Genomic DNA, 22,749 nt, shown 5'->3' with positions numbered 1-22,749 from the left:
TTTACATCGTCATCGCGCAAACGAGCGCGGCATATTTCAATCTGTTAAGGCGTCGATCTTGGGCCAGATCGGTCCAAGTGCAGATGCGATTTCCCTGAACAGCGCATAGCGCTTTTCATACTGCTCGCTGCGCACCGCATCCGGTGTGTAGGTCCGGCCAATTGCATCAAGATCGCGCGGATCGCTATAAACATCTGTGAAAACGCCCGCGCCCTTGCCTGCACATAGAGCAGCCCCCCATGCAGCCGCTTCATCCGTTTCAGTGACTGTGACCGGCATACCCAGCACATTGGCAAACATCTGTGCGAATGACGGGCTGCGCGAAACACCACCTGTGAGGCGCGCTGCGGAAATTGCAAAGCCTTCTTTCAGATGATCGACATGAATGCGGTGGTTGAAGGCAATGCCTTCCCAAACAGCGCGCAGCATATCGCCACGTTCCTGCCAGCCGCGAAGACCGAAGAACGCGCCGCTTGCCATCGCACCATATGGCGAGCCAAACAAATAAGGATGGAATAGCGCTGTCGACGGCTTGGCCAAAGCAGCATCGATCTCCGGACGCAGCATATCGTGGATTGACCGACCGGTTTCTTCCGCTTCACGCCGTTCTGCCGGGCAGAGCTTGTCGAGGAACCAATCGTAGTTTGCCGTGGAAGCAGGCGAAATGGACATGTTGTTCCATTCGCCGGGTGCAATCCCATTGCGGCAGAACCAGCTTTTGTCGACATTTGGTTTGGACGACAGCGTTTCATTGATCGAATAGGTGCCAGCCACAACCGCAACCGTACCGATCTTAAGACCGCCCACACCCAATGCCGACGCAGTGACATCATGTAGACCGCCAACAACAGGTGTTCCAGCAACAAGCCCGGTACGGTTTGCGCATTCTTGCGAAACACCGCCAATGATCTCATCCGAACGCGACATGGGAGGCAGCGCATCCCAAAGTGCCTCGAGGCCGAAAAGTTTGAGCGCGTCTTTCGAATAGTCTTGCGTTTTGTAATCAGTGAAAGACGTCGATGCCTCGGTACGATCAGTGCCGACTTCGCCCGTCAGGCAGAAACGCAGCCAATCCTTGCAGGCAATGACATGCCCGATGCGCCCATAGCGTTCAGGCTCATTTTCCTTAACCCAGGCCAGAATGGCGGACGGTGCAGAGGCGTGCGGCAGCTGACCGGTGATCGCAATCGACTGTTCTGCGACAGGGCTGTTCACCCAGCGCTCAGCCACATCAACGGCACGGCTATCCAGCGACAGAATGCCTTTACCAAGCGGGCGGCGATCCCTATCGAGCATGTAGATGCCGTCACCATGGGCGGTGGTGGCAATGGCTAGAATGTCAGATGCAGGGCGTCCACTTTTTGCGAGTGCTTCAGCAATTGCATCGGCAGTTGCATTCCAGAATTCATCCATATCGCGCTCGACATGGCGTGGGCGCGGGAAGGATTGCGCAACACGGCGACGGGCGACAGAAAGCGTTGTGCCATCAATATCGAACAATACGGCTTTGGTGACGGTCAGTCCGCTATCAATTCCCAACAGAGACGGCATGGATCGTATTTCCTGATATGTATGCGATGAAGTACTGAGGCTTATTCTCTTGTTCCGCCAGAACTGGCGATAACCACATTGATGTTCTGCGACTGCATGCGTTCGATATGTTCATGCGGAGTCTTGTCATCGACAATTACGACATCAAAATCACTCAGCGCACCAAAATTATGCAGCGCCCGGCGCTCAAACTTTGTGTGATCGGTCAACAGCACGCGCTTTGCAGCGCTTTCCAGCATGGCACGCTTGGTTTCAACCATTTCGGGTGACTGGTGAAACAGCAGATCGTCCATAATCGCCGAGATCGAAATGAAAGCCACATCGGCACGCAGACGGCGGATTTCATGGATCGTCATGCCGCCGACAAAGGCATTGCACCAGTTATAAAGTTGACCACCGAGACCGAGCAGCGTGACATCTTTCATGTCGCGCACTTCATTCATCAGGATCAGCGAATTGGTAATGACCGTCAGCGGTCCCTTGTCGGCAAGATAGGGAACCATTTGAAGGACAGTTGTTGAGTCATCGAAGAAAATGGCCTGACCGGGCTCTACGAACTGCATCGCGGCTTCAGCAATCAGTTTCTTTTCTTCGGATTGACGCGCAACGCGATAGAGGTCGCTCGCTTCAATAAGGCTAGTCGGTGCTGCGGAAACAACGCCGCGCGCCTTGCGAAACAGACCGCGACTGACGAGTTCGTCAACATCTCTGTGCGCAGTCATCAGGCTGATGCCGAAACGTTCGGTCAGATCTTCGATCCTTACCGATCCTTCGGACATAATCATTTCAGCAATCTGCTGGCGGCGAACCAACTGACGTGCGTGCCGGCTATCGTTCGGCACCTGCTCTGTCATCAGGTTGTCTATGCTTGCTTTGTTGCTTGTGACCATGCTTACCACTCGTCCCCAGCCCGCTCAGTTTATTGACCGGTCCCGATTCATAGCATCGGTACGAAAAATGCGGAGTGGAGCGCGGGATCAAGCCCGCGCCCCATCTTGTCAGGTCTTACTGTTCAAGAACGAAAGGAGCAGTGTACTTGTCTACATTGTCCTTGGTGATCAGGAAGCAATCGAAAAGCTGCTTTTCCTGGTCAACGCCGGTCTTGCCGGTCTTGATGAAGTTGTCGGCCTGCTTGACAGCAGCTTCCGAGAAGATCGCAACTGGCTGCAGAACGGTGTACTGAAGTTCACCGGCCTTGATGGCCGCAACAGCGTCGGGCGAACCGTCGAAACCGCCAACCTTAACCTTATCCAGCTTGCCAGCCTTCTTCAGAGCAGCGATTGCACCGAGAGCCATTTCGTCGTTACCGGAGATAACGCCGATGATGTCTGGGTTTGCCTGAAGCAAAGCCTGCATCTTGTCGTGACCCTGAGTACGGTTCCAGTTGGCAACATCCTGACCAGCCTTTACGAGGTCTGGGTACTGCGAAAGAACGGTTTCATAGCCGTTCGAACGAGTGGCGGCATTGTTGTCCGACGGCGAACCGAACAGCTCAACATACTTGCCTTCTTCACCAACGCTCTCAACCCACTGCGTTGCACCAAGTGCAGCACCCTGTGCATTGTTGGAAACGAGCTGTGCCTTTGCAAGGCCTTCCTGATTGATTTCAGCGTTTACGAGGAACACTGGAATGCCAGCTGCAACAGCGCGCTTGACTGCGCCAACCGAGCCGTCAGCATTGGCCGGATCAAGAATGATCGCGACCGACTTGTTGGTGATCGCGGTGTCGATCAGGTTGCTTTCGGTGTTGGTGTCGCCCTTGTGGCCGCCAACAACAGCAGAATAGCCGAGGCCTTCAGCGGTCTTCTTGGCGATTTCCCCTTCGGTGTACCAGTATGGGTTCGAAGGATCGTTGACCACGATTGAGATCAGACCTTCGGCCCAAGCCGAGCTGGCAATAAGCGGCAGTGCTGCAGCAGCAGCAAACAGAACGCGCATACCCTTCTTAAACATGTCTCACTCCCGTAAAAATTATCGTTGAGTTATGCCGGTTGCCCGGCGTTACCATTTCCAGTGGGCGAAATTTCAAACTGATATCGCCGTCTTGGAACCTTTCGATACCCCCGAAGAACCAGCTCCGCCCGGAACGGTGGGCGGAGCCGTAATTATCAACGCCGGGAGTATTGAATGCTGTTGAGCAGAACTGCGAGCACGATAACCGCACCGGTAAAAACAGTCTGCCAGTAGGATGATACACCGATGATCACGAGGCCATCGGAGAGGAAGCCGATAACGAAAGCACCCAGAAGCGTACCCTGAATGGTACCGCGACCACCCGTCAGTGCTGCGCCGCCGATTACGACTGCGGCGATTGCCGTCAGTTCGTAAGTGGTGCCGGCGGTTGGGCCTGCAGAAGTCAGCTGTGAAGACAGAACCAGACCAGCGATTGCGGCACAAATACCAGAGATCACATAGACCGAGATCTGTACGCGCTTGACCGGAACGCCGGAAAGTTCAGCTGCGCGTTCATTACCACCGGACGCATAGAGCCAGCGGCCAAATGCCGTGCGGTTCAGCACGACTGCAACGATGATGGCGAGAACAGCCAGTACAAGCACGCCGATCGGCACACCAAAAAGCGTATTGAAGCCGAGCCACTCAAAGCCGGTATTACCGAGTTCGGGACGCCCCCCGAGATTGTTGTAGGTGAGACCATTAGTCATCAGAAGTGCCACACCGCGCGCGCAATACAGTACGCCGAGCGTTGCCACGAAGGCCGGAACGCGCAGATAAGCGATCAGAACACCGTTGATGGCACCGACAAATGCACCCAAAGCACAGGTGATGAGGACAACCGCCCAAACCGGGAAATAGAGAATAATACCCAGTTCCGGAAGATTGACACCTTGCATCAGGAAGCCAGCAACAACACCTGCAAGACCGAGTGTTGAACCGACCGAAAGATCGATACCGCCATTGAGGATAACCAGCAGCATGCCAATTGCCAGCAGGCCGAAAATGGCCACATGCGATGACATGATGAGGAAGTTATTGATTGTAAAATAATAAGGCGAAAGGAACGAGAAGACCGCAATAATCGCGATTAACGCAAAGAACGCACGGCCTTCGAGCAGCAAATGCACGATGCTGGTTTTGCGCTTTGTCCCAGTGGACGCCGCCTTTTCTTTTGTGCTCGTGACTGACATTCTATCAGTGCTCCATAATCAACAGCATTTGCGGGCGGTAAGACCGAACCGATGCTCTAACTCTTTGTTTTAACCCATAACCTTGTCTGAAAAGTCGAACGACGTCTCAGGATTATGCTCTGGCATTTTTCGCATTATCCAACGCAAAACCGCGTCGCACTTTTGCTGGAAATGCTTTAGTGACCAACCAGGGACTCGCCCGAGGCGGCCATGATCTTTTCCTTGGAGACATCAGAACCGAATTCGGCTGAGATGCGTCCACGGTGCATAACGATGATACGATGAGCGATGCTGAGGCATTCGCCGACTTCAGATGTCGTGTAGACGACCGCAAGTCCGTCTTTGGCCTTTTCAGCCAGCAGCTTGAACACTTCGGCCTTCGCACCAATGTCGATACCGCGGCTTGGCTCATCCAGCAGAATGACCTTTGGCTCAGTCGCCAGCATCTTGCCGATAACGACCTTCTGCTGGTTGCCGCCTGAGAGCGATCCGATTGCGGCGTCGCCACCGTCCGTCTTGATGTGAACGTTCTTAATCGACTGATCGACGATGTTCTTCTCACGTTTCGTTGACGTGAAAAGGCCTTTCGTCATTTCGCCAATGCTTGCAAGCGAAAGGTTTCGGCCAACCGTCATGGTCTGCACCAGACCGTCGCGCTGACGATCTTCCGGGACCAGGACCAGGCCTCTGTCAATGCGCTGAGCAATCGTGAGGCCAGCCACATCCTGTCCCTTGAGAAGAATGTTACCAGCACTGGCCTTGAGACGTCCTGCAACAGTTTCAAGCAGCTCGGTACGACCGGCACCCATCAGGCCATAGATACAGACGATCTCACCAGCGCGGACTTTCAGCGACATATTATCGACAAGTGCGAAATCGCCGCCTGTTGGGTCTTGAACTGTGAGGTTTTCAACCGAGAGAGCGACATCGCCCCATTCGTAGCCGGTCGGAGGCGAACCGAGATCGAAGTTCTCGCCCACCATGTTGCGAACGATCCATTCAAGATCAATCTCAGCACGCGGTGCATAAGCGGTCATCGCACCATCACGCAGCACCACGGCATGATCGGTGATCTGCAGGGCTTCTTCGAGATGGTGAGAAATGTAAACAATCGCCACGCCACGCGCTGTCAGATCACGAATGACCTTGAACAGCACTTCAACTTCCGATGCACTGAGCGCCGAAGTCGGCTCATCCATGATCAGAATGCGGGAATTGACCGAAAGTGCACGTGCGATTTCGACGACCTGCTGTTGGCCGAGACGAAGCTCTTCGACAGGCGTGAGCGGATCGATATCTTCTTCGAGTTCTGTCAGAAGTTCGCGGGTCAGGCGTTCTTCTTCCGCAAAATTGACACCGGTTGAACCGCGAATTTCGCGACCCATGAAGATATTGTCGCGCACATTCATATTGGGCGCGAGGCTCAGTTCCTGGTGAATGATCGAAATACCGCGATCGCGCGCTTCCGAGGAGGAATTGAACGAAACCGGCTCACCATCGAGAATAATCGTGCCAGAGGTCGGCTGAATAACACCCGACAGAACCTTCATCAACGTCGACTTGCCAGCACCGTTTTCGCCAAAAAGCGTGGTGACCTGACCGCGACGGATTTCGAAATTCACACCCTTAAGCGCGTTGATACGCCCATAAGCCTTGGCTACGTCATGTGCGGAAAGAACGACTTCGCCGTGCTTGCCTTCAATTTTGGTCTGAAGTGTCATTTTACTTCAAACCCCACTGGGGTAACCAGCCAGTTCTTCGGATTGACCAGCTTGAAAACGCCCGTCACCGACACTGTCTTGCCAACGAGATTGTTGACGTCAACACCTTCGAGAACCTGCTTCTTCATCTCATTGTTGAGAGCAGAACCTGCATTCTGGAATTCGATCTGATTCTTGAACTGACCAAATTCGATCGTGCCAGTTGCATCGCGCAAATCAGTACCATTTACGGCCGGACCAGTCTGGACCCGGATTGCCATGCCTTCAGGGAAACCATCGACCTTGATGACATTATAGTTCGACTTGCGCTCTTCAACGGTGCCCGTGAACTTGATCGAAATGACCGGGTTCACACTGCCAACGCCATACTTCTTGCCGGCGGCATCCTTGTCAGCAGCAAGTGCGGTGCCAACTTCAACTGCATCGGCAGCGCGCTCTTCAACGCTTGCCTTAACTTTCGGAAATTCCGTAGCGCCGTAGGCTTCAGGGGAGAAGGCCTGCTGGCGCACGTCGGCATCTGAACCGATCTTCACGACCTTGGTGTCAAATCCAATCGCACCGACAACCACCACCGCAGCGACCACACTCCAAAGGACTGCGCGGTTCAGCTTGGCTGGCTTCTGTGAAACTTGATTAGCTTGTGTACTCATAATCAAACGCCTTCAGCAAATTCTGCCGGATTGTCGTTGTAAAAAACGGATTACGCGGCGGAACTTACACCGCTTGTAAACTGCACCCGCGATAAGGCACCCGGCCAGCGACGGCTAAACGGATTTTCGCACAGGCGGCCATGGGAGTGAGAAATTCAATCATAACGACCTCCACATAGTTCCCTGGCTCCGACCCTCCGCGCAGCTTGGAAACAGATGCGCCGCAACCATATGCTATGATAGCGGCATGTTATCAACTTCAATAATCATGTTATAAACACCAATATCTGTCAATCAGCTGTTTTTGAAACTCGCCCCATTTTGAACAATTGCAGTCCAAAAACTCACAATAAGGCAAGGGAATCCATCGTCAAAAGACAGCCTTAGATGATGAGTACAGCGAGCCGACTTTGTTTCCATACAACTTCGCCCACACCGGGATTATCTAAATTTATCATTTAAAAACATATACATAACTTTCTTCTACCTCATAATCGCTGCCGTAATACCGACGAAACCATATAAGAAAGAGCGAAATTGCAGGTCGAGAATTTCGTGGCAATCACCTTTTGTTGAAAAAAAATGCTTACCCACGAAAATTTTACAGACAGTTCGATACCGTTATGTTATCTCGATCATACGCAACAGCTCTTTTTCATTAAAATAAGAGCCGCGAGCGACAGAATTATAGTCGCGGGAGGAATCCAAATGTCCCTGAATGAGCACTTTGGGAAAGCGTATTTCAGTCATGCGTGGTAAGGGTGATATAATCATCGGTATCGACGCGGGCACATCCGTCGTCAAGGCAGTGGCGTTCGATCTTAGCGGTCGTCAACTGGAATCGGCGGCTGTCCGCAATACATACGAAACCGGAGAACATGGTGCCGCGACTCAGTCTTTGTCCCAGACATGGGAAGACTGCGTAAGCGCATTGCGCGGCCTGTCAGAAAAAGTTCCCGGCTTAAGCGAGCGCACTGCCGCTATTTCCGTCACCGGTCAGGGTGACGGCACATGGCTTGTTGGTCGCGACAATAAGCCGGTTGGCGATGCCTGGATCTGGCTCGACGCGCGCGCCGCCAATACTGTTACAAAACTTGCAGCAGGCCCGATGAACCGCGCGCGCTTTGAAGCGACCGGAACCGGCCTCAATACCTGCCAGCAAGGCACACAAATGGCGCATATGGACAGTTTCGTGCCGGAACTGCTCGATAATGCCGAAGTCGCCCTTCACTGCAAGGACTGGCTTTATCTCAATCTCACCGGCGTCCGCGCCACAGACCCTTCGGAAGCCAGTTTCACATTCGGAAATTTCCGCAATCGCCAATATGACGATGTGGTTATTGAAGCGCTCGGTCTGAAAAAGCGCCGTGGTCTGCTGCCCGAAATCGTGGACGGCACTCTGACACAGCATCCGCTATCCCCCGAAGCGGCCGCTGCGACTGGTCTTCTGGCCGGTACGCCGGTGAGTCTCGGCTATGTTGATATGGTCATGACGGCTCTTGGCGCTGGCGTTTATTGCGGCACCGCAGATGCCGGTTGCTCGACTATCGGATCGACGGGCGTGCATATGCGCGCAAAGCCAGTTGCCGACATTCACCTGAATGCCGAAGGCACGGGTTATGTGATTGCGCTGCCAATCCCGGGTATTGTCACCCAGGTTCAGACCAATATGGGCGCGACGATCAATATCGACTGGATTTTGCAGATTGCAGCCGATCTCATGTCGACCGCAGACAAAAAAGTCAGCTTGAACGATCTGATTCCCCGCCTTGATGAGTGGTTCAATATGAGCCGCCCCGGCGCGTTGCTTTATCATCCTTATATTTCCGAAGCTGGAGAACGCGGACCTTTCGTCAACGCTTTTGCCCGTGCGGGCTTTATCGGCCTTTCAAGCCGCGACCGTTTCCCTGAATTGGTGCGCTCGGTCGTTGAAGGTCTCGGCATGGCAACACGCGATTGTTATGCGGCCATGGGCGGCATGCCAGCGGAACTGCGCCTGACAGGTGGTGCTGCACGTTCACGTGCGCTTCGCAGCACGCTTTCCGCCGCAGTCAATGCGCCGGTTCGTGTCTCCTCGCGCGAAGAAGCGGGGGCTGCAGGCGCTGCAATGATGGCCGCTGTCGCAATCGGCGCTTATCCTTGCATGGATGATTGCATCGCAGAATGGGTCGCGCCTCTGCTCGGATCGGGCGAAGCGCCTGATGCCGCGCAGGCACAGCGCTATGAAGAGCTTTTCACCGCCTATAAGGACGCCCGACTAGCTCTGGCGCCCATCTGGGACAAGCTTGCAGCCGACAGATAATTCGACAATCGGCTGTAATTACATATTATTTTGCCGGAGTTCCGGCATCCGAAGGAGCATGAGATGGCTGAACCGGAAACCTACGATCTGTTTGTGATTGGCGGCGGTATCAATGGCGCGGGTGTAGCTCGCGATGCGGCTGGGCGCGGCCTCAAGGTTGTGCTGGCGGAAAAAGACGATCTCGCGGAAGGTACCTCCTCCCGCTCCGGCAAGCTTGTGCATGGTGGCCTGCGCTATCTAGAATATTACGAATTCCGTCTGGTTCGCGAAGCTTTGATCGAGCGCGAAGTTCTGCTCAATGCCGCACCGCATATCATCTGGCCGATGCGCTTTGTTCTGCCGCACAGCCCGCAGGATCGCCCGGCGTGGTTGGTACGCCTCGGCCTGTTCCTCTACGATCATCTCGGTGGTCGCAAAAAGCTACCCGGCACCCGCACGCTAGATTTGAAGCGCGACCCGGAAGGCACGCCGATCCTTGATCAATATACAAGGGGCTTTGAATATTCAGATTGCTGGGTCGATGACGCCCGTCTCGTCGTGCTCAATGCAGTAGGTGCCGCCGAAAAAGGTGCCACCATTCTGACCCGCACGCCGGTTACGTCCGCGCGTCGCGAAAAAGGCGGCTGGGTTATCGAAACCAAGAACCGGGATACCGGCGAAGTGCGCAGCTTCCGCGCGCGCTGCATCGTCAATTGCGCAGGTCCGTGGGTTACTGACGTTATCACCAATGTGGCTGGTTCGAATTCTTCGCGCAATGTGCGCCTGGTCAAGGGTAGCCACATCATCGTGCCAAAGTTCTGGTCGGGTGCGAATGCCTACCTGGTTCAGAACCACGACAAGCGCGTGATCTTCATCAATCCATATGAAGGCGACAAGGCGCTCATCGGCACCACTGACATCGCTTATGAAGGCCGCGCCGAAGACGTCAGCGCAGACGAAAAAGAAATTGATTACCTGCTCACCGCAGTCAATCGCTATTTCAAGGAAAAGCTGCGCCGCGAAGACGTGCTGCATAGCTTCTCTGGCGTGCGTCCGCTGTTTGACGATGGCAAGGGCAACCCTTCCGCCGTTACGCGAGATTATGTTTTTGATCTGGATGAGACCAACGACGCGCCATTGCTCAACGTTTTTGGTGGCAAGATCACCACATTCCGCGAGCTTGCAGAGCGCGGTATGCATCGCCTCAAGCACATCTTCCCGAAAATGGGCGGCGACTGGACGCATGACGCGCCATTACCGGGCGGCGAAATTCCAAATGCGGATTACGAAACCTTCGCCAACAGCCTGCGTGACAACTATCCATGGATGCCGCGCAAGCTGGTCCAGCATTATGGACGCCTCTATGGTGCGCGAACAAAAGACATTGTCATTGGCGTGAGTGATCTTGCGGGCCTTGGTAAGCATTTTGGCGGCAATCTTTACGAAGCAGAAGTTCGCTATCTGGTAGCCAAAGAATGGGCGAAGACGGCAAATGACATTCTCTATCGCCGCACCAAACATTATTTGCACCTGACCGAAGCCGAACGCGCTGCTTTCATCGCATGGTTCGACAACGCCAAAGTTTCTGCTTGAGGTTATCATGGCTCTGACATTATCGCTCAATACCAATCCACTTGTGAACCGCTTTGCAGAGCCGGATGATCTGATCGAAACGGTTGCGCGTGATCTGCGCCTGCGCGACCTCCAGCTGACACATGAGTTCATCAATCCAAGCTGGCAGGCGTCAACCATTCGTCGCCTCACCCGCGATATGGACAAGGCGCTGCAGCGCACTGGCGTTCGCGTCACATCCGGCATGACCGGCCCTTATGGTCGTCTCAACCATTTCGGCCACCCGGATGCAGAAGTGCGCCGTTATTATGTCGACTGGTTCAAGACATTTGCCGATATCATCGGTGATCTCGGCGGCAAGTCAGTCGGCACGCAGTTTGCGATTTTCACTTACAAAGATTTTGACGATCCAATCCGTCGTGAAGACCTGATCAAAACCGCAATCGACTGTTGGGCCGAGGTGGCGGAACATGCTGCGAAAGCCGGACTCGACTATGTCTTCTGGGAGCCAATGAGCATTGGCCGCGAATTTGGCGATACTATAGCGGAAAGCATCAAGCTTCAGGACCGTCTCACCGCCGCCGATATGGCAGTCCCGATGTGGATGATGGCCGATATTGATCATGGCGATGTGACCTCGTCGAACCCGGATGATTTCGACCCCTATGCATGGGCGCGAGCAGTGCCCAAGGTCTCGCCGATCATTCACATCAAGCAGAGCCTGATGGACAAGGGCGGTCATCGTCCTTTCACTGCAGCTTTCAACGCCAAGGGCCGCATTCAGCCGGAGCCGCTGCTCAAAGCCTTTGCCGAAGGTGGTGCGGTGGACAATGAAATCTGCCTTGAGCTGTCGTTCAAGGAACGTGAGCCGAACGACCGTGAAGTTATTCCACAGATTGCGGAAAGTGTGGCCTTCTGGGCCCCGCACATTGACACGGGCGCTGCGGACCTGAAGATATAAGCATAGGAAAAATATAAAGAATCGGGAGCAGGCAGCGCGAAAATGGCAGATTCAGACGATTCCTTAGCCCTTCGTGCAGCCTGGCTTCACTTCGTCGCCGGGATGACACAGTCTGCAGTGGCAAAGCGGCTTGGAATACCTTCCGTAAAAGCACACCGTCTTATTGCCAAGGCGGTCGCTGACGGCGCGGTCAAAGTGACGATCGACGGTGACATCACCGAATGTATCGACCTCGAAAATCGGCTCGCAGAAAAATATAATCTCGAATATTGCGAAGTCGCGCCTGATCTCGGTGAAGAAGCCTTACCTCTTCTATCGCTCGGCAATGCCGGTGCAGAATTTCTGCGTCGCGAAATCGAGCATGGCGATCACGAGGTGATCGGCCTTGGTCACGGTCGCACACTTTCTGCGGCGGTCAATCACATGCCACGTGTTGGCGCAAAGGATTTGCAGTTCGTCTCGCTGCTCGGTGGCCTTACCAGAAATTTTGCTGCTAACCCGCATGACGTGATGCACCGCATCGCTGAAAAGACCGGCAGGCCAGCCTATGTGATGCCGGTGCCATTCTTCGCCAATACTGCGGAAGACCGTGAAGTGCTGCTGGCGCAAAAGGGCGTGACCAGCGTTTTCGAAATGGGCTGCCGTGCAGAGCTGAAAATCGTCGGTATAGGCACAGTCGATGCCCATGCACAGCTCGTCACTTCCGGTGTGATCGACCTCTCCGAAATGGAAGAGATCGCGGAGCGTGGTGCCGTCGGCGAAATGCTTGGTCACTTCTTTGATAGCAATGGCACGCGTCTTGAAACCGGGCTGACGGCCCGAACCATTGCTGCGTCGGTTGAAAACGCCGATATGAGCCGCATCATTGGTCTGGCAGGCGGTCTTTCAAAGGCAGAAGCCATTCGCGCTGTACTGAAAAGCGGTCGTCTTTATGGCCTCATCACGGATGAACGCACTGCAAGGATACTTCTGCATTAGCAAACGGCTCGATAAACATCGATCAACAAAATATCACAAAATCACATTTTATATGGATTGTTTTGTGATTTTGTGATTTAAGTTTGTGCGATAAACAAACATGTTCTGAGATCGGAAATTCCGTGAAACGCGACGAACGAAGACAGGCGATCATCAATCTGCTGATTGAAAATCATGCAGTCGATCTCGATGATCTTTCCGAGCGTTTTGCAGTCTCCAAGATGACCATTCATCGTGATCTGGATTCGCTTGAAGAGTCCGGCGTGCTGCGCAAAGTGCGCGGTGGGGCGACTATGGATGCCGGCTCTCAGTTCGAGAGCGATTTCCGCTTTCGTGTTCAGCAGGACAATGAAGCCAAGATTGAGATGGGCCGCGCCGCTCTGGAGCTCATTGAGCCCGGCATGACCGTCATGATCAATGATGGATCAACCGCCGCAGTTCTTGGCAGTATGCTGATTGAAAAGCGTCCGCTGACGGTGATTACCAACAATGCGGTCATAATCGAAAATCTCAAGGGCGAAGGCGGCATCAATCTGATCGCGCTCGGCGGCGTATTTTCGGCAAAGTTCAATGCGTTCTTTGGCCTACTGACCGAAGAAGCCCTGTCAAAACTCAGCGCAGATATTGCCTTCATTTCCGCGCCTGCGGTCAATGGACGTCTCGTCTACCATATGGATGAAAACGTCGTCCGTACCAAGCGCGCCATGACTGCGTCGGCAACCCGCACATGCCTGCTGGTCAATCATCAGCGTTTTCGCCGCACGGCCTTGCATGTGATGGCCGACCTTGGCGATTTTGATGCCATCATTACGGATAAATCACCGGGCGATGTACTTGTGGCCGAACTTGAGCCGGCAGGCATCAAACTGACAATTGCAGAATAAAACACGATAAGAAAGAGCATTCGAGCATGTCCAAATTCTTGGCCAAATTCTGGGTTGGTACGAGCTGGAAAATGAACAAGACGCTTGCGGAAGCACGCGTTTTCGCGACCGTACTGAAAGAGGCCGATGCTGGTCGTTCAGCGGACATTCAGCGCTTTGTCATTCCACCCTTTACCTATGTTCGTGAAGTGAAGGAAATCTTGTCGGAAACATCCGTCAAGGTCGGCGCGCAGAACATGCATTGGGCTGATCAGGGCGCATGGACCGGCGAAATATCGCCATTGATGCTCAAGGATTGCAATCTCGATATCGTCGAACTCGGCCATTCCGAGCGTCGCGAACATTTCGGTGAAACCAATGAAACTGTTGGCCTAAAGGTTGAAGCAGCCGTGCGTAACGGCCTGATCCCGCTTATCTGCATTGGTGAAACGCTCGAAGACCGCGAAAGCGGACGCGCTGCGGAAGTGCTTGCTGAAGAAGTGCGCGGCGCACTTTTCAAGCTTTCGGACGAACAGAAAAAAGCTGAAATCCTGTTTGCCTATGAGCCTGTCTGGGCGATTGGTGAAAATGGCATTCCAGCCTCGGCAGATTACGCCGATGCCCGCCAGGCCGAAATTATTGCTGTTGCAGAAGGTATCCTTGGTCGTCGCGTGCCTTGCCTCTATGGCGGCTCGGTCAATCCCGACAACTGCGAAGAACTCATTGCCTGCCCGCATATCGACGGCCTGTTCATTGGCCGTTCGGCATGGAACGTGGAAGGCTATCTCGACATTCTGGACAAGTGCGCCAGACAGATTCAATCCAATTAAAGGAGTCTCCCCCATGAAAGTAGCAGTAGCAGGCGATAGCGCCGGTGAAGGTCTGGCCAAGGTTCTTGCCGATCATCTCAAGGATCGCTTTGAAGTATCCGAAATCTCCCACACGGACGCTGGCGCAGATGCGTTCTACGCCACCCTCTCGGACCGCGTAGCATCCGCAGTTCTCGACGGAACCTATGACCGCGCAATTCTCGTTTGCGGCACCGGTATCGGTGTTTGCATTGCAGCCAACAAGGTTCCGGGCATCCGCGCAGCGCTGACCCACGACACCTATTCGGCAGAACGTGCAGCACTCTCCAACAACGCGCAGATCATCACCATGGGCGCACGCGTTATCGGTTCGGAAGTTGCAAAGACCATTGCTGATGCGTTCCTTGCCCAGACCTTTGACGAAAACGGCCGTTCGGCTGGCAATGTTGATGCGATCAACGAAGTCGACGCCAAGTACAACAAGCGCTGATTTTCGGACACTTTGAAACACAAAAAAGCGGCGGGTTTCCCCGCCGCTTTTTTGCTTTTAAGCGAATGGATTTAGCTGAACTTCGGGTCCAGCGAACCATCGCTATAACGCTTGGCCATATCCGCAAGTGGGATCGGACGAATTGACTGAGCATGACCAGCGGTGCCGAACTGCTCGAAACGATCCTTGCAAAGCTTGGTCATCGCCGCCATTGCTGGCTTGAGATACTTGCGCGGATCGAACTCGCTCGGATCTTCCTGCAACACGCGGCGGATCTGGCCCGTCAGCGCCATGCGGTTATCGGTGTCGATGTTGATTTTGCGCACGCCATGCTTGATACCGCGCTGGATTTCTTCAACAGGCACACCCCAGGTTGGCTTCATCTTGCCGCCATACTTGTTGATGATTTCCTGCAAATCTTCCGGCACCGAAGACGAACCATGCATGACAAGATGCGTGTTTGGAAGCTTACGATGGATTTCTTCGATCACATTCATCGCCAGCACTGAACCGTCGGGCTTGCGGCTGAACTTATAAGCGCCGTGCGAAGTGCCCATAGCGATTGCCAGTGCATCGACCTTGGTTTCACGCACGAATTTCACAGCTTCATCCGGATCGGTGAGAAGCTGGTCATGCGACAGCTGACCTTCCGCACCATGGCCGTCTTCTGCTTCGCCCATGCCGGTTTCGAGCGAACCGAGAACACCCAGCTCACCTTCGACCGAAATGCCACCCAGATGGGACATTTCGCTGACCTGACGCGTAACCGAGACGTTGTAATCCCAGTCAGCAGGCGTCTTGCCGTCAGCCTTGAGCGAGCCGTCCATCATGACGGAGGTAAAGCCTGCCTGAATTGCAGTCATGCAAGTAGCAGCTTCATTGCCGTGATCGAGATGTACGCAAACCGGAATATGCGGATAGATTTCTGTGACTGCATCCATCATGTGGCGCAGCATGATATCGTTTGCATAGGAACGTGCACCGCGCGAAGCTTGCAGGATTACCGGTGCATTGGTCGCATCCGCCGCTTCCATGATGGCGAGTGCCTGTTCCATGTTGTTGATGTTAAATGCCGGAACGCCATAGCTGTGTTCAGCAGCGTGGTCGAGCAATTGCCGCAGCGTAATACGCGCCATGTTAATATCTCCTAATTAGTTGCGCGAACGCGCGTAATACTCACCGAGAACGTCGACTTCTTCCGCGACGCCGAACACCAGCGCACTGCGCTCGTGATAGGTTTCCGGGACGATGTCGAGGATCGGTGTGGAACCGTTGGTCGCCTTGCCACCAGCCTGCTGGCTGAGGAAAGCAATCGGATTGGCTTCATAAACGAGGCGTAGACGGCCTTTTTCATAGCCCGGGCGCGCATCGTCTACGTAGAAGAAGATGCCGCCGCGCTGCAAGATGCGATGCATGTCGCCGACAGCTGCACCCAACCAGCGCATATTGAAATTGCGTCCGCGCGGGCCGTCCTTGCCGTTGTAGCAATCATCGACATAGGCCTTCATGCCAGCCGAGAGATGACGATAAACGGATGCATTATAAGCGAGATCGGACGTGTGCTCAGGAAGCGTCACATTCTTGCGGGTGATCTGGAAGATGCCGCTGACCGGATCGAGCGTTGCAAAGATAACGCCTTCGCCAACCGACAAAGCGAGATCAACCGAGTTACCGAACGACACATAGCCTGCTGCAATCTGGCGATTACCCGGCTGGAGAAAAGGCTCCGCCGTATCTGCAGGCAAGATCGAGAAAATGGTGCCAAGCGGTGCGCCAAGACCAACATTGCCGGACCCATCAAGCGGATCAATTGCCACGGCAACCAGACCATCGGCCTTACCCGCAACTGGCAGATCAGCTTCTTCGGACAGAACCGATGCAGCACCTGCCGCAATCAGCAATTCAACGAAGAGATTGTGCGAGCCGACATCGATGCTCTTCTGCTGATCAGAATCGCTGTTGACGCCAACCAGCTTGCCCGGATCGCCGGGAAGAGAACCACGGGCGATGCGGCCAGCAAGGCGGCCCGATCCTGCAAGAATGGCCTTGATTGAATTGCTTGTCGCTAGGCGCAAGTTGTCCTGACCTGCCCAGTTATCGAGATATTCTCCGACGGACTGAGCGTCGACGCGATCACTATCACCAGCCAGAACCAGTGGCGCAAAATTTCCTGCCATCGTCATTCGCCCTGCTCCTGAAGAAGAAACAGTTGCAGCACGTTGGAAGCGGGGGAAACGGAATTCATTTACTGGCAATCTCCATGCGGATGTCTTCAAGACACGCCCGATAGTGGGCTGAGACACGGAGGACGTAACACCGTTCTGATATCATCACAATGATGTGGATAACATTATAACGATTTAAATGTGATAATGTGTTTTAAAATGATGTTAATTACGGATAAGCTACGTCATCTCCGCACTCGATAAGCATGCGGAAAACCTGAAAGCGAGTCGATAACCCGCTCTATTTCAAATATTGAAGCGAATTTTGGTGTTTCAACGCAAATGTGCGGTAGCAACCTAAATGGCCAGTTGCCGGTTCAATCCTGCTTTTTCTTGTCGGGATCAAAAGTCACGAAGAACCGAAACGCCGACCAAAGGCCCATCGCACCAAAAAGCATGGCCCAACCGACACTGCCCATCCAGAACTCGAATGCAGTCCAGGCAAAACAGCTTCCTGAGATTAATACCCGTGTCCATAATGGTCGAAATCGCGGGTCATCAAACTCAAACATTGGCCAGCCTTGTAACGGTTTCACCTCTCTGGAACATTTTTTCCAAAGAATTCGCGCCATGTTTAACCAGTTTGCGAGCCTCTCGTAAGGGCTACATGTTCAATTCGACTGATATTTTGTGAATTTAAGCGGATTGTGTCTTCCGCCCTTGAACCAGGTCGAAAGACACAGCTATCGCTCAATGTCGTGTTCAACGATCAGGCAGCCTCGGCGCGCGGTGCCATCGCTCCAGTCATCAGGGCCACAGCATCCGACATCGAATATTCCTTGGGATCAACCACCGTCAGACGGCGCCCAAGCCGATGGATATGAATGCGATCGGCCACCTCAAACACATGCGGCATGTTATGTGAGATCAGCACTATAGGCATACCACGCGCCTTCACATCCTGAATAAGCTCCAGAACGCGGCGCGATTCCTTAACACCGAGAGCTGCTGTCGGTTCATCCATAATAATGACCTTGGACCCAAAGGCTGCTGCGCGCGCAACCGCAACACCTTGCCTCTGTCCGCCTGACAGCGTTTCCACGGCCTGGCCAATGTTCTGAATGGTCATCAGGCCCAGTTCAGAGAGTTTCTCGCGGGCAATCTTTTCCATTGCCCCACGATCAAGCATCCGCAGCCATGAACCAAGCGGCCCTTTGCGGCGAATTTCTCGTCCAAGAAAGAGATTATCTGCAATGGAAAGGGCCGGAGATAGCGCAAGGTTTTGATACACCGTCTCGATGCCCGCCTTGCGTGCTTCCATTGGTGAATGGAAACTCACTGGCTTTCCATCCAGCATGATCTCGCCTTCGTCGGGACGAACCGCACCCGACAAAGCCTTTATGAGCGAAGACTTCCCCGCGCCATTATCGCCAATGACGGCAAGAACCTCTCCCGGATAAAGATCAAAATCGGCATGATCGAGGGCAGTGACGCGTCCGTAACGCTTAACCAGACCACGTGCGGAAAGAACAGGCGTAACTGAGGGTTTCATGCGGCAGTCTTTCTGATCCACTGGTCAATAGCAACGGCAGCGATAATAAGCACGCCAATCAGGAGATAGGTCCATTGTGGATCTGTGCCCCAAAGGCGCAGCCCAAGCGAAAAGACCCCCACAATCAAGGCACCAAACATTGTGCCAAGGATAGAGCCACGCCCGCCAAAGAGCGATATTCCGCCAATCACCACAGCAGTGATGGATTCAATATTAGCAAACTGACCGGAGGTCGGTGATACAGAACCAAGTCGCCCGATCATTGCCCAGCCAGCTAGCGCGCAGATAAGTCCGGCCAGAATATAGACCGACATCAGGATCGGCTTGACCGAAACGCCCGACAGTTTTGCCGCCTCCGGATCGTCGCCAATAGCGTAAACGTGACGTCCCCAAGCGGTGTGGTTCAAGACAAACCAAAGCACTAACACCAGCAGGACCATGGCGATAACGCCATAAGTAAAGACCGCGCCGCCGACACGAATGCTTTCACCAAAGAACTGCAAAATGGGTGCCTCAGCGGTAATTTCCTGCGCACGAATGGTTTCATTCGCCGAATAGAGGAAATTGGTCGCGAGGATTACCTGCCACATGCCCAAAGTTACGATAAACGGTGGCAGTCGGACATATGCAATCAGAAAGCCATTGATAAAGCCGCACAACGCACCGGTCGCAAAACCAAACAAAATTGAAATTTCCGCAGGTAAACCATAGCGGAAGGTAAATTGTCCCATCACGACTGAGGACAACACCATAATGGCACCAACAGAAAGATCGATACCAGCAGTCAGGATGACCAATGTTTGTGCTGCCGCCACAATGCCGGTTATCGCAACCTGTTGGAGAATAAGCGTCAGCGCGAAGGCAGAAAAGAATTTCCCACCCAACGTAATGCCAAATACCAGCAACGAAATCACGAGCACAATTAGTGGCACAGCCGCTGGATTGTGATGCAGAAAGTGCCGGAGACGATAGAGCACCGAATGATCGCCATCATCAAAAGATGCAACATCACTCGCGCTTCGCGACAGCGTGCTTTCATACTCCTGGATCGATGGCTTTAAGGGGGCGGAGGTCGCCTCTGGCTCACTCATGTCAATCTCCTGCTATCTGGTGCAAGAACACCCGGAAAAGCTGCCGGATGCGAAGGGCATTGAAAACATTCCCAGCGACCGTACGAAGCGGTGTTGCTGGGAATGCTTAAAGCAAATAGTCCCGGCGTTAGAGCGCCGTGCGCCCTTTCGGGCGCTACCCAAGGACGCTCTAACTCATTTTATTTGCGCATCGTGCTTTCCAAAAATCGGTTCCGATTTTTGGAAAATGCTTCAGCCCCAGCACTTGCCAAGGGCAGTTTTGGTGTCGATTGACTCCACACCTTCAACAGGCTTGTCAGTGACCAGTGCCACGCCGGTATCGACAAAGGTCTTACCCTCGGTCGGCTTGGGCTTCTCACCAGTATCAGCGAACTTCTTGATCGCTTCGATGCCAAGGGCAGCCATCTGCAGCGGATATTGCTGCGATGTTGCGCCGATCACACCGGCTTCAACATTCTTGACGCCGGGACAACCACCATCGATCGACACAATGAGAACGTCTTTTTCACGTCCCACTGCCTTCAATGCTTCATAAGCGCCAGCAGCAGCCGGTTCATTGATTGTGTGAACGACATTGACGGTCGGGTCTTTCTGGAGAAGGTTTTCCATGGCGCGACGGCCACCTTCTTCATTGCCATCGGTAAGGTCGCGACCCACGATACGTGGATCATCTTCATCGCCGAGCTTGGTCTTGTCCTTCGGGTCAATGCCGAAGCCGACTGCGAAACCCTGATCGCGCAGAACATCCACACTTGGTTGTGAAGCAGTGAGGTTCAAGAAAGCAACACGCGCATCCTTGATCTTATCACCAAGCGTTGCTGCGGCCCATTTGCCGACCAGTTCACCGGCGAGGAAATTGTCTGTTGCGAAGGTGGCATCAGCCGCATCGGCTGGCTCCAGCGGCGTATCGAGTGCAATGATCAACGCTCCAGCATCGCGGGCTTTCTGCAGCGATGGTACAATACCCTTGGTATCGGAAGCGGTAATCAGGATACCCTTGGCACCATCCGCAATACAGGTTTCGATAGCAGCAACCTGACTTTCGGAATCGCCATCAATCTTGCCTGCATAGGTCTTGAGATTAACGCCAAGCTCCTTAGCTTTGGCAATCGCGCCTTCTTTCATCTTGACGAAAAAAGGATTGGTGTCCGTCTTGGTGATCAGGCACGCGCCAACATCAGCAGCGCTGGCTGGCCCGACTGCGGAAGCGGCAACGCCAAGCGTGAAGGCAGCAAATGCTGCCGAGAGAACTGTCTTCTTCATGAACTCCTCCCAGAGTGAAACCGGTTCCTCTTCCCCCGGCATGACTGAAGCAAAACACGGCTTCCCGAGAGAGTCAATTAATAAATCCACTTGATTTATTAATCTGCTGTGCCACTCTCTGGCAGTCAGAATGAACTTAGCTAATGCGTCGTGCGAATACAGTCGCCGTCTAAGTTAATGTTTTTATTTAATATGTTCTACAAAAGAGGGCTTTTTCTGCTGCATCGAATGAGATAGGCCAATCGACGTTAGTGCATGTCCCTCAAAAGAGGAGACCGGTTTTGGGAGACGTGCGTACAAACAAAAAGCTAAAGCGCGGGATCACGCTTTAGAATAGGCGGGACCTGGGAGGGGTTATGGTCAGGCACAATTCAGAACGTGGTTCTGATCAACGCGGCGGACCAGCCGTGGCAGGCTCCGCCGTGCCGCAATTTGCCCAAGCCGGAGCAAGCATCAATCGCGGTTCCAACCAGATTGGCGTGCGCGCTTATAATGAACGCCTTGTTCTTGCTCTTGTGCGCAGACATGGTTCGATGGCACGCGCCGATATTGCACGAAAAACGGGATTATCTGCACAAACCATCTCCGTGATCATCCGAGAGCTGGAAAAAGATGGTCTCATCACACAGGGCGAACGCGTGCGCGGGCGGGTTGGGCAGCCATCCATGCCCATGCGGCTTGCCGCAGACGGTGTCTTTTCCTTTGGCCTCAAGATCGGTCGTCGCAGCGCCGAAATCATTTTGATGGATTTTCTTGGCAACATCCGCCAGCGCCGCCACATTACTTATCGCTGGCCTGTGCCAGATGAGATCCGCAAGTTCTCCTTCGATAGCATTGAAGCGTTTACAGCCGCACTTGATGCAGACAAACGTGAAAGGATTGCCGGGCTCGGCATCGCGCTCCCTTTCGAGCTCTGGAATTGGGTGGAGGAAGTGGGTGCACCTGCCGCCGATATGAATGCCTGGCTTGATGCCGATCTGATCAATGATTTCGGTTCAGCCCTGCCATTTCCGGTTTACCTGCAGAATGATGGAACAGCAGCCTGTGGTGCGGAACTGACATTCGGGCGCGGGCCTGAATTCACCGATTTCGTTTATTTCTCCATCGGATCGTTCATTGGCGGCGGCGTTGTTTTGAACAACACACTCTATCCCGGACGTACCGGCAATGCTGGTGCACTCGGTTCCATGCCCATGCGCATGCGCAGCACAAATGACGCGCGCGAAACCATGCAGTTGATCGACACCGCCTCGCTCTTTGTGCTCGAACGCATGTTGCAGGAGAACAATATTTCTTCAGATGATCTCTGGCTCTCGCCTGAGCGGTGGTCAAACTTCGGCGCTTTGCTCGACGAATGGATCGCGTTGGCAGCACGCGGGCTGGCCCATGCTGCGGTGGCCGCCGCAGCTGTTATTGATTTTCCGGCGGCGATCATTGATGGCTGGCTACCAGAAAGCGTTCGTCATCGGATCGTTGAAGCGACGAAACTCGAGCTTACGCGCATCGATCTGCAAGGGCTTTCAGCACCTGAGATCGTAGAAGGAAAAGTAGGCGTTCATGGCAAAGCAATGGGGGCTGCAAGCCTGCCGCTTTCCCATCGCTACCTTTTCGACCAGAGTGTCCTCTTTAAAGACAGCGTCTGATGGAATGTGCTCT

The 22,749-nt window shown here is 53.7% G+C and carries 20 protein-coding genes; 8 read left to right on the top strand and 12 right to left on the bottom strand.

Annotated features, from left to right (window positions below):
* Nucleotides 1-36 precede the first annotated feature (36 nt).
* From QBD00_RS07085 to QBD00_RS07060, 6 genes are all read right to left on the bottom strand, one after another.
* Complete coding sequence (locus QBD00_RS07085; RefSeq protein WP_318579030.1) at nt 37-1,551, bottom strand: FGGY-family carbohydrate kinase; 1,515 nt, start codon at nt 1,549-1,551, stop codon at nt 37-39.
* A gap of 41 nt (nt 1,552-1,592) precedes the next feature.
* Nucleotides 1,593-2,441, bottom strand: coding sequence for a DeoR/GlpR family DNA-binding transcription regulator (locus QBD00_RS07080; protein ID WP_318579029.1), 849 nt, complete (start codon nt 2,439-2,441; stop codon nt 1,593-1,595).
* 115 nt (nt 2,442-2,556) lie between these two features.
* A complete protein-coding gene (locus QBD00_RS07075) occupies nt 2,557-3,504 on the bottom strand; it encodes a D-ribose ABC transporter substrate-binding protein (RefSeq protein ID WP_095445619.1) in 948 nt (315 codons plus the stop codon).
* A 155-nt stretch (nt 3,505-3,659) separates the two neighbouring features.
* Nucleotides 3,660-4,697, bottom strand: a complete 1,038-nt coding sequence (locus tag QBD00_RS07070; protein ID WP_151092626.1) for an ABC transporter permease — start codon at nt 4,695-4,697, stop codon at nt 3,660-3,662.
* Between the two features lie 176 nt (nt 4,698-4,873).
* Nucleotides 4,874-6,418, bottom strand: a complete 1,545-nt coding sequence (locus QBD00_RS07065) for a sugar ABC transporter ATP-binding protein (RefSeq protein WP_151092624.1) — start codon at nt 6,416-6,418, stop codon at nt 4,874-4,876.
* Nucleotides 6,415-7,068, bottom strand: a complete 654-nt coding sequence (locus QBD00_RS07060; RefSeq protein WP_318579028.1) for a DUF2291 domain-containing protein — start codon at nt 7,066-7,068, stop codon at nt 6,415-6,417. The genes QBD00_RS07065 and QBD00_RS07060 overlap by 4 nt, the downstream gene beginning before the upstream one ends.
* Before the next feature lie 748 nt (nt 7,069-7,816).
* On the opposite strand from QBD00_RS07060, the gene QBD00_RS07055 reads away from it, so the two are divergent.
* The 7 genes from QBD00_RS07055 (at nt 7,817) to QBD00_RS07025 (ending at nt 15,022) form a co-directional block, all read left to right on the top strand.
* Nucleotides 7,817-9,370, top strand: coding sequence for an FGGY-family carbohydrate kinase (locus QBD00_RS07055; RefSeq protein WP_318579283.1), 1,554 nt, complete (start codon nt 7,817-7,819; stop codon nt 9,368-9,370).
* A 63-nt stretch (nt 9,371-9,433) separates the two neighbouring features.
* Nucleotides 9,434-10,942 carry a glycerol-3-phosphate dehydrogenase gene (locus tag QBD00_RS07050; protein WP_318579027.1) on the top strand — a complete coding sequence of 503 codons (1,509 nt, stop codon included), beginning with the start codon at nt 9,434-9,436 and terminating at the stop codon, nt 10,940-10,942.
* Nucleotides 10,943-10,949: 7 nt separating this feature from the next.
* Nucleotides 10,950-11,882 (top strand): TIM barrel protein, encoded by a 933-nt coding sequence (locus tag QBD00_RS07045; RefSeq protein ID WP_318579026.1) that lies wholly within the window; start codon nt 10,950-10,952, stop codon nt 11,880-11,882.
* 42 nt (nt 11,883-11,924) lie between these two features.
* Complete coding sequence (locus QBD00_RS07040; RefSeq protein ID WP_318579025.1) at nt 11,925-12,860, top strand: sugar-binding transcriptional regulator; 936 nt, start codon at nt 11,925-11,927, stop codon at nt 12,858-12,860.
* A gap of 122 nt (nt 12,861-12,982) precedes the next feature.
* The gene (locus QBD00_RS07035) at nt 12,983-13,744 is read left to right on the top strand and encodes a DeoR/GlpR family DNA-binding transcription regulator (RefSeq protein WP_151092614.1); all 762 of its coding nucleotides are present in this window, start codon (nt 12,983-12,985) and stop codon (nt 13,742-13,744) included.
* Nucleotides 13,745-13,782: 38 nt separating this feature from the next.
* A complete protein-coding gene (locus tag QBD00_RS07030; RefSeq protein WP_318579282.1) occupies nt 13,783-14,553 on the top strand; it encodes a triose-phosphate isomerase in 771 nt (256 codons plus the stop codon).
* Between the two features lie 13 nt (nt 14,554-14,566).
* The gene (locus QBD00_RS07025) at nt 14,567-15,022 is read left to right on the top strand and encodes an RpiB/LacA/LacB family sugar-phosphate isomerase (protein ID WP_151092612.1); all 456 of its coding nucleotides are present in this window, start codon (nt 14,567-14,569) and stop codon (nt 15,020-15,022) included.
* A 71-nt stretch (nt 15,023-15,093) separates the two neighbouring features.
* On the opposite strand, the gene fba is transcribed toward QBD00_RS07025, so the two are convergent.
* The 6 genes from fba to QBD00_RS06995 all read right to left on the bottom strand — a co-directional run bounded on the left by fba (nt 15,094) and on the right by QBD00_RS06995 (nt 21,093).
* Nucleotides 15,094-16,158: a class II fructose-bisphosphate aldolase gene (gene fba / locus QBD00_RS07020; protein WP_151092610.1), complete on the bottom strand. Its 1,065-nt coding sequence runs from the start codon at nt 16,156-16,158 to the stop codon at nt 15,094-15,096.
* Nucleotides 16,159-16,173: 15 nt separating this feature from the next.
* Nucleotides 16,174-17,205, bottom strand: coding sequence for a class 1 fructose-bisphosphatase (locus tag QBD00_RS07015; protein ID WP_318579024.1), 1,032 nt, complete (start codon nt 17,203-17,205; stop codon nt 16,174-16,176).
* A 359-nt stretch (nt 17,206-17,564) separates the two neighbouring features.
* Entirely contained in the window at nt 17,565-17,759 is a 195-nt protein-coding gene (locus QBD00_RS07010; RefSeq protein ID WP_210318262.1) for a DUF3329 domain-containing protein, read from the bottom strand.
* Between the two features lie 197 nt (nt 17,760-17,956).
* The gene (locus tag QBD00_RS07005; RefSeq protein WP_151092606.1) at nt 17,957-18,739 is read right to left on the bottom strand and encodes an ATP-binding cassette domain-containing protein; all 783 of its coding nucleotides are present in this window, start codon (nt 18,737-18,739) and stop codon (nt 17,957-17,959) included.
* Nucleotides 18,736-19,830 (bottom strand): ABC transporter permease, encoded by a 1,095-nt coding sequence (locus QBD00_RS07000; RefSeq protein WP_318579023.1) that lies wholly within the window; start codon nt 19,828-19,830, stop codon nt 18,736-18,738. Before QBD00_RS07000 ends, QBD00_RS07005 begins: the two co-directional genes overlap by 4 nt.
* Nucleotides 19,831-20,061: 231 nt before the next feature.
* Nucleotides 20,062-21,093 (bottom strand): sugar ABC transporter substrate-binding protein, encoded by a 1,032-nt coding sequence (locus QBD00_RS06995; protein WP_191793093.1) that lies wholly within the window; start codon nt 21,091-21,093, stop codon nt 20,062-20,064.
* Between the two features lie 356 nt (nt 21,094-21,449).
* Between QBD00_RS06995 and QBD00_RS06990 the strand changes: the two genes are divergently transcribed.
* A complete protein-coding gene (locus tag QBD00_RS06990) occupies nt 21,450-22,736 on the top strand; it encodes an ROK family transcriptional regulator (RefSeq protein ID WP_318579022.1) in 1,287 nt (428 codons plus the stop codon).
* The last annotated feature ends 13 nt before the right edge of the window (nt 22,737-22,749 follow it).

This window comes from Ochrobactrum sp. AN78, from assembly GCF_029909885.1.
Classification (GTDB): Bacteria; Pseudomonadota; Alphaproteobacteria; order Rhizobiales; family Rhizobiaceae; genus Brucella; species Brucella quorumnocens.
Note: the sequence above shows the minus strand (reverse complement) of the source record. Positions and strands in the feature narration are given on the sequence as shown.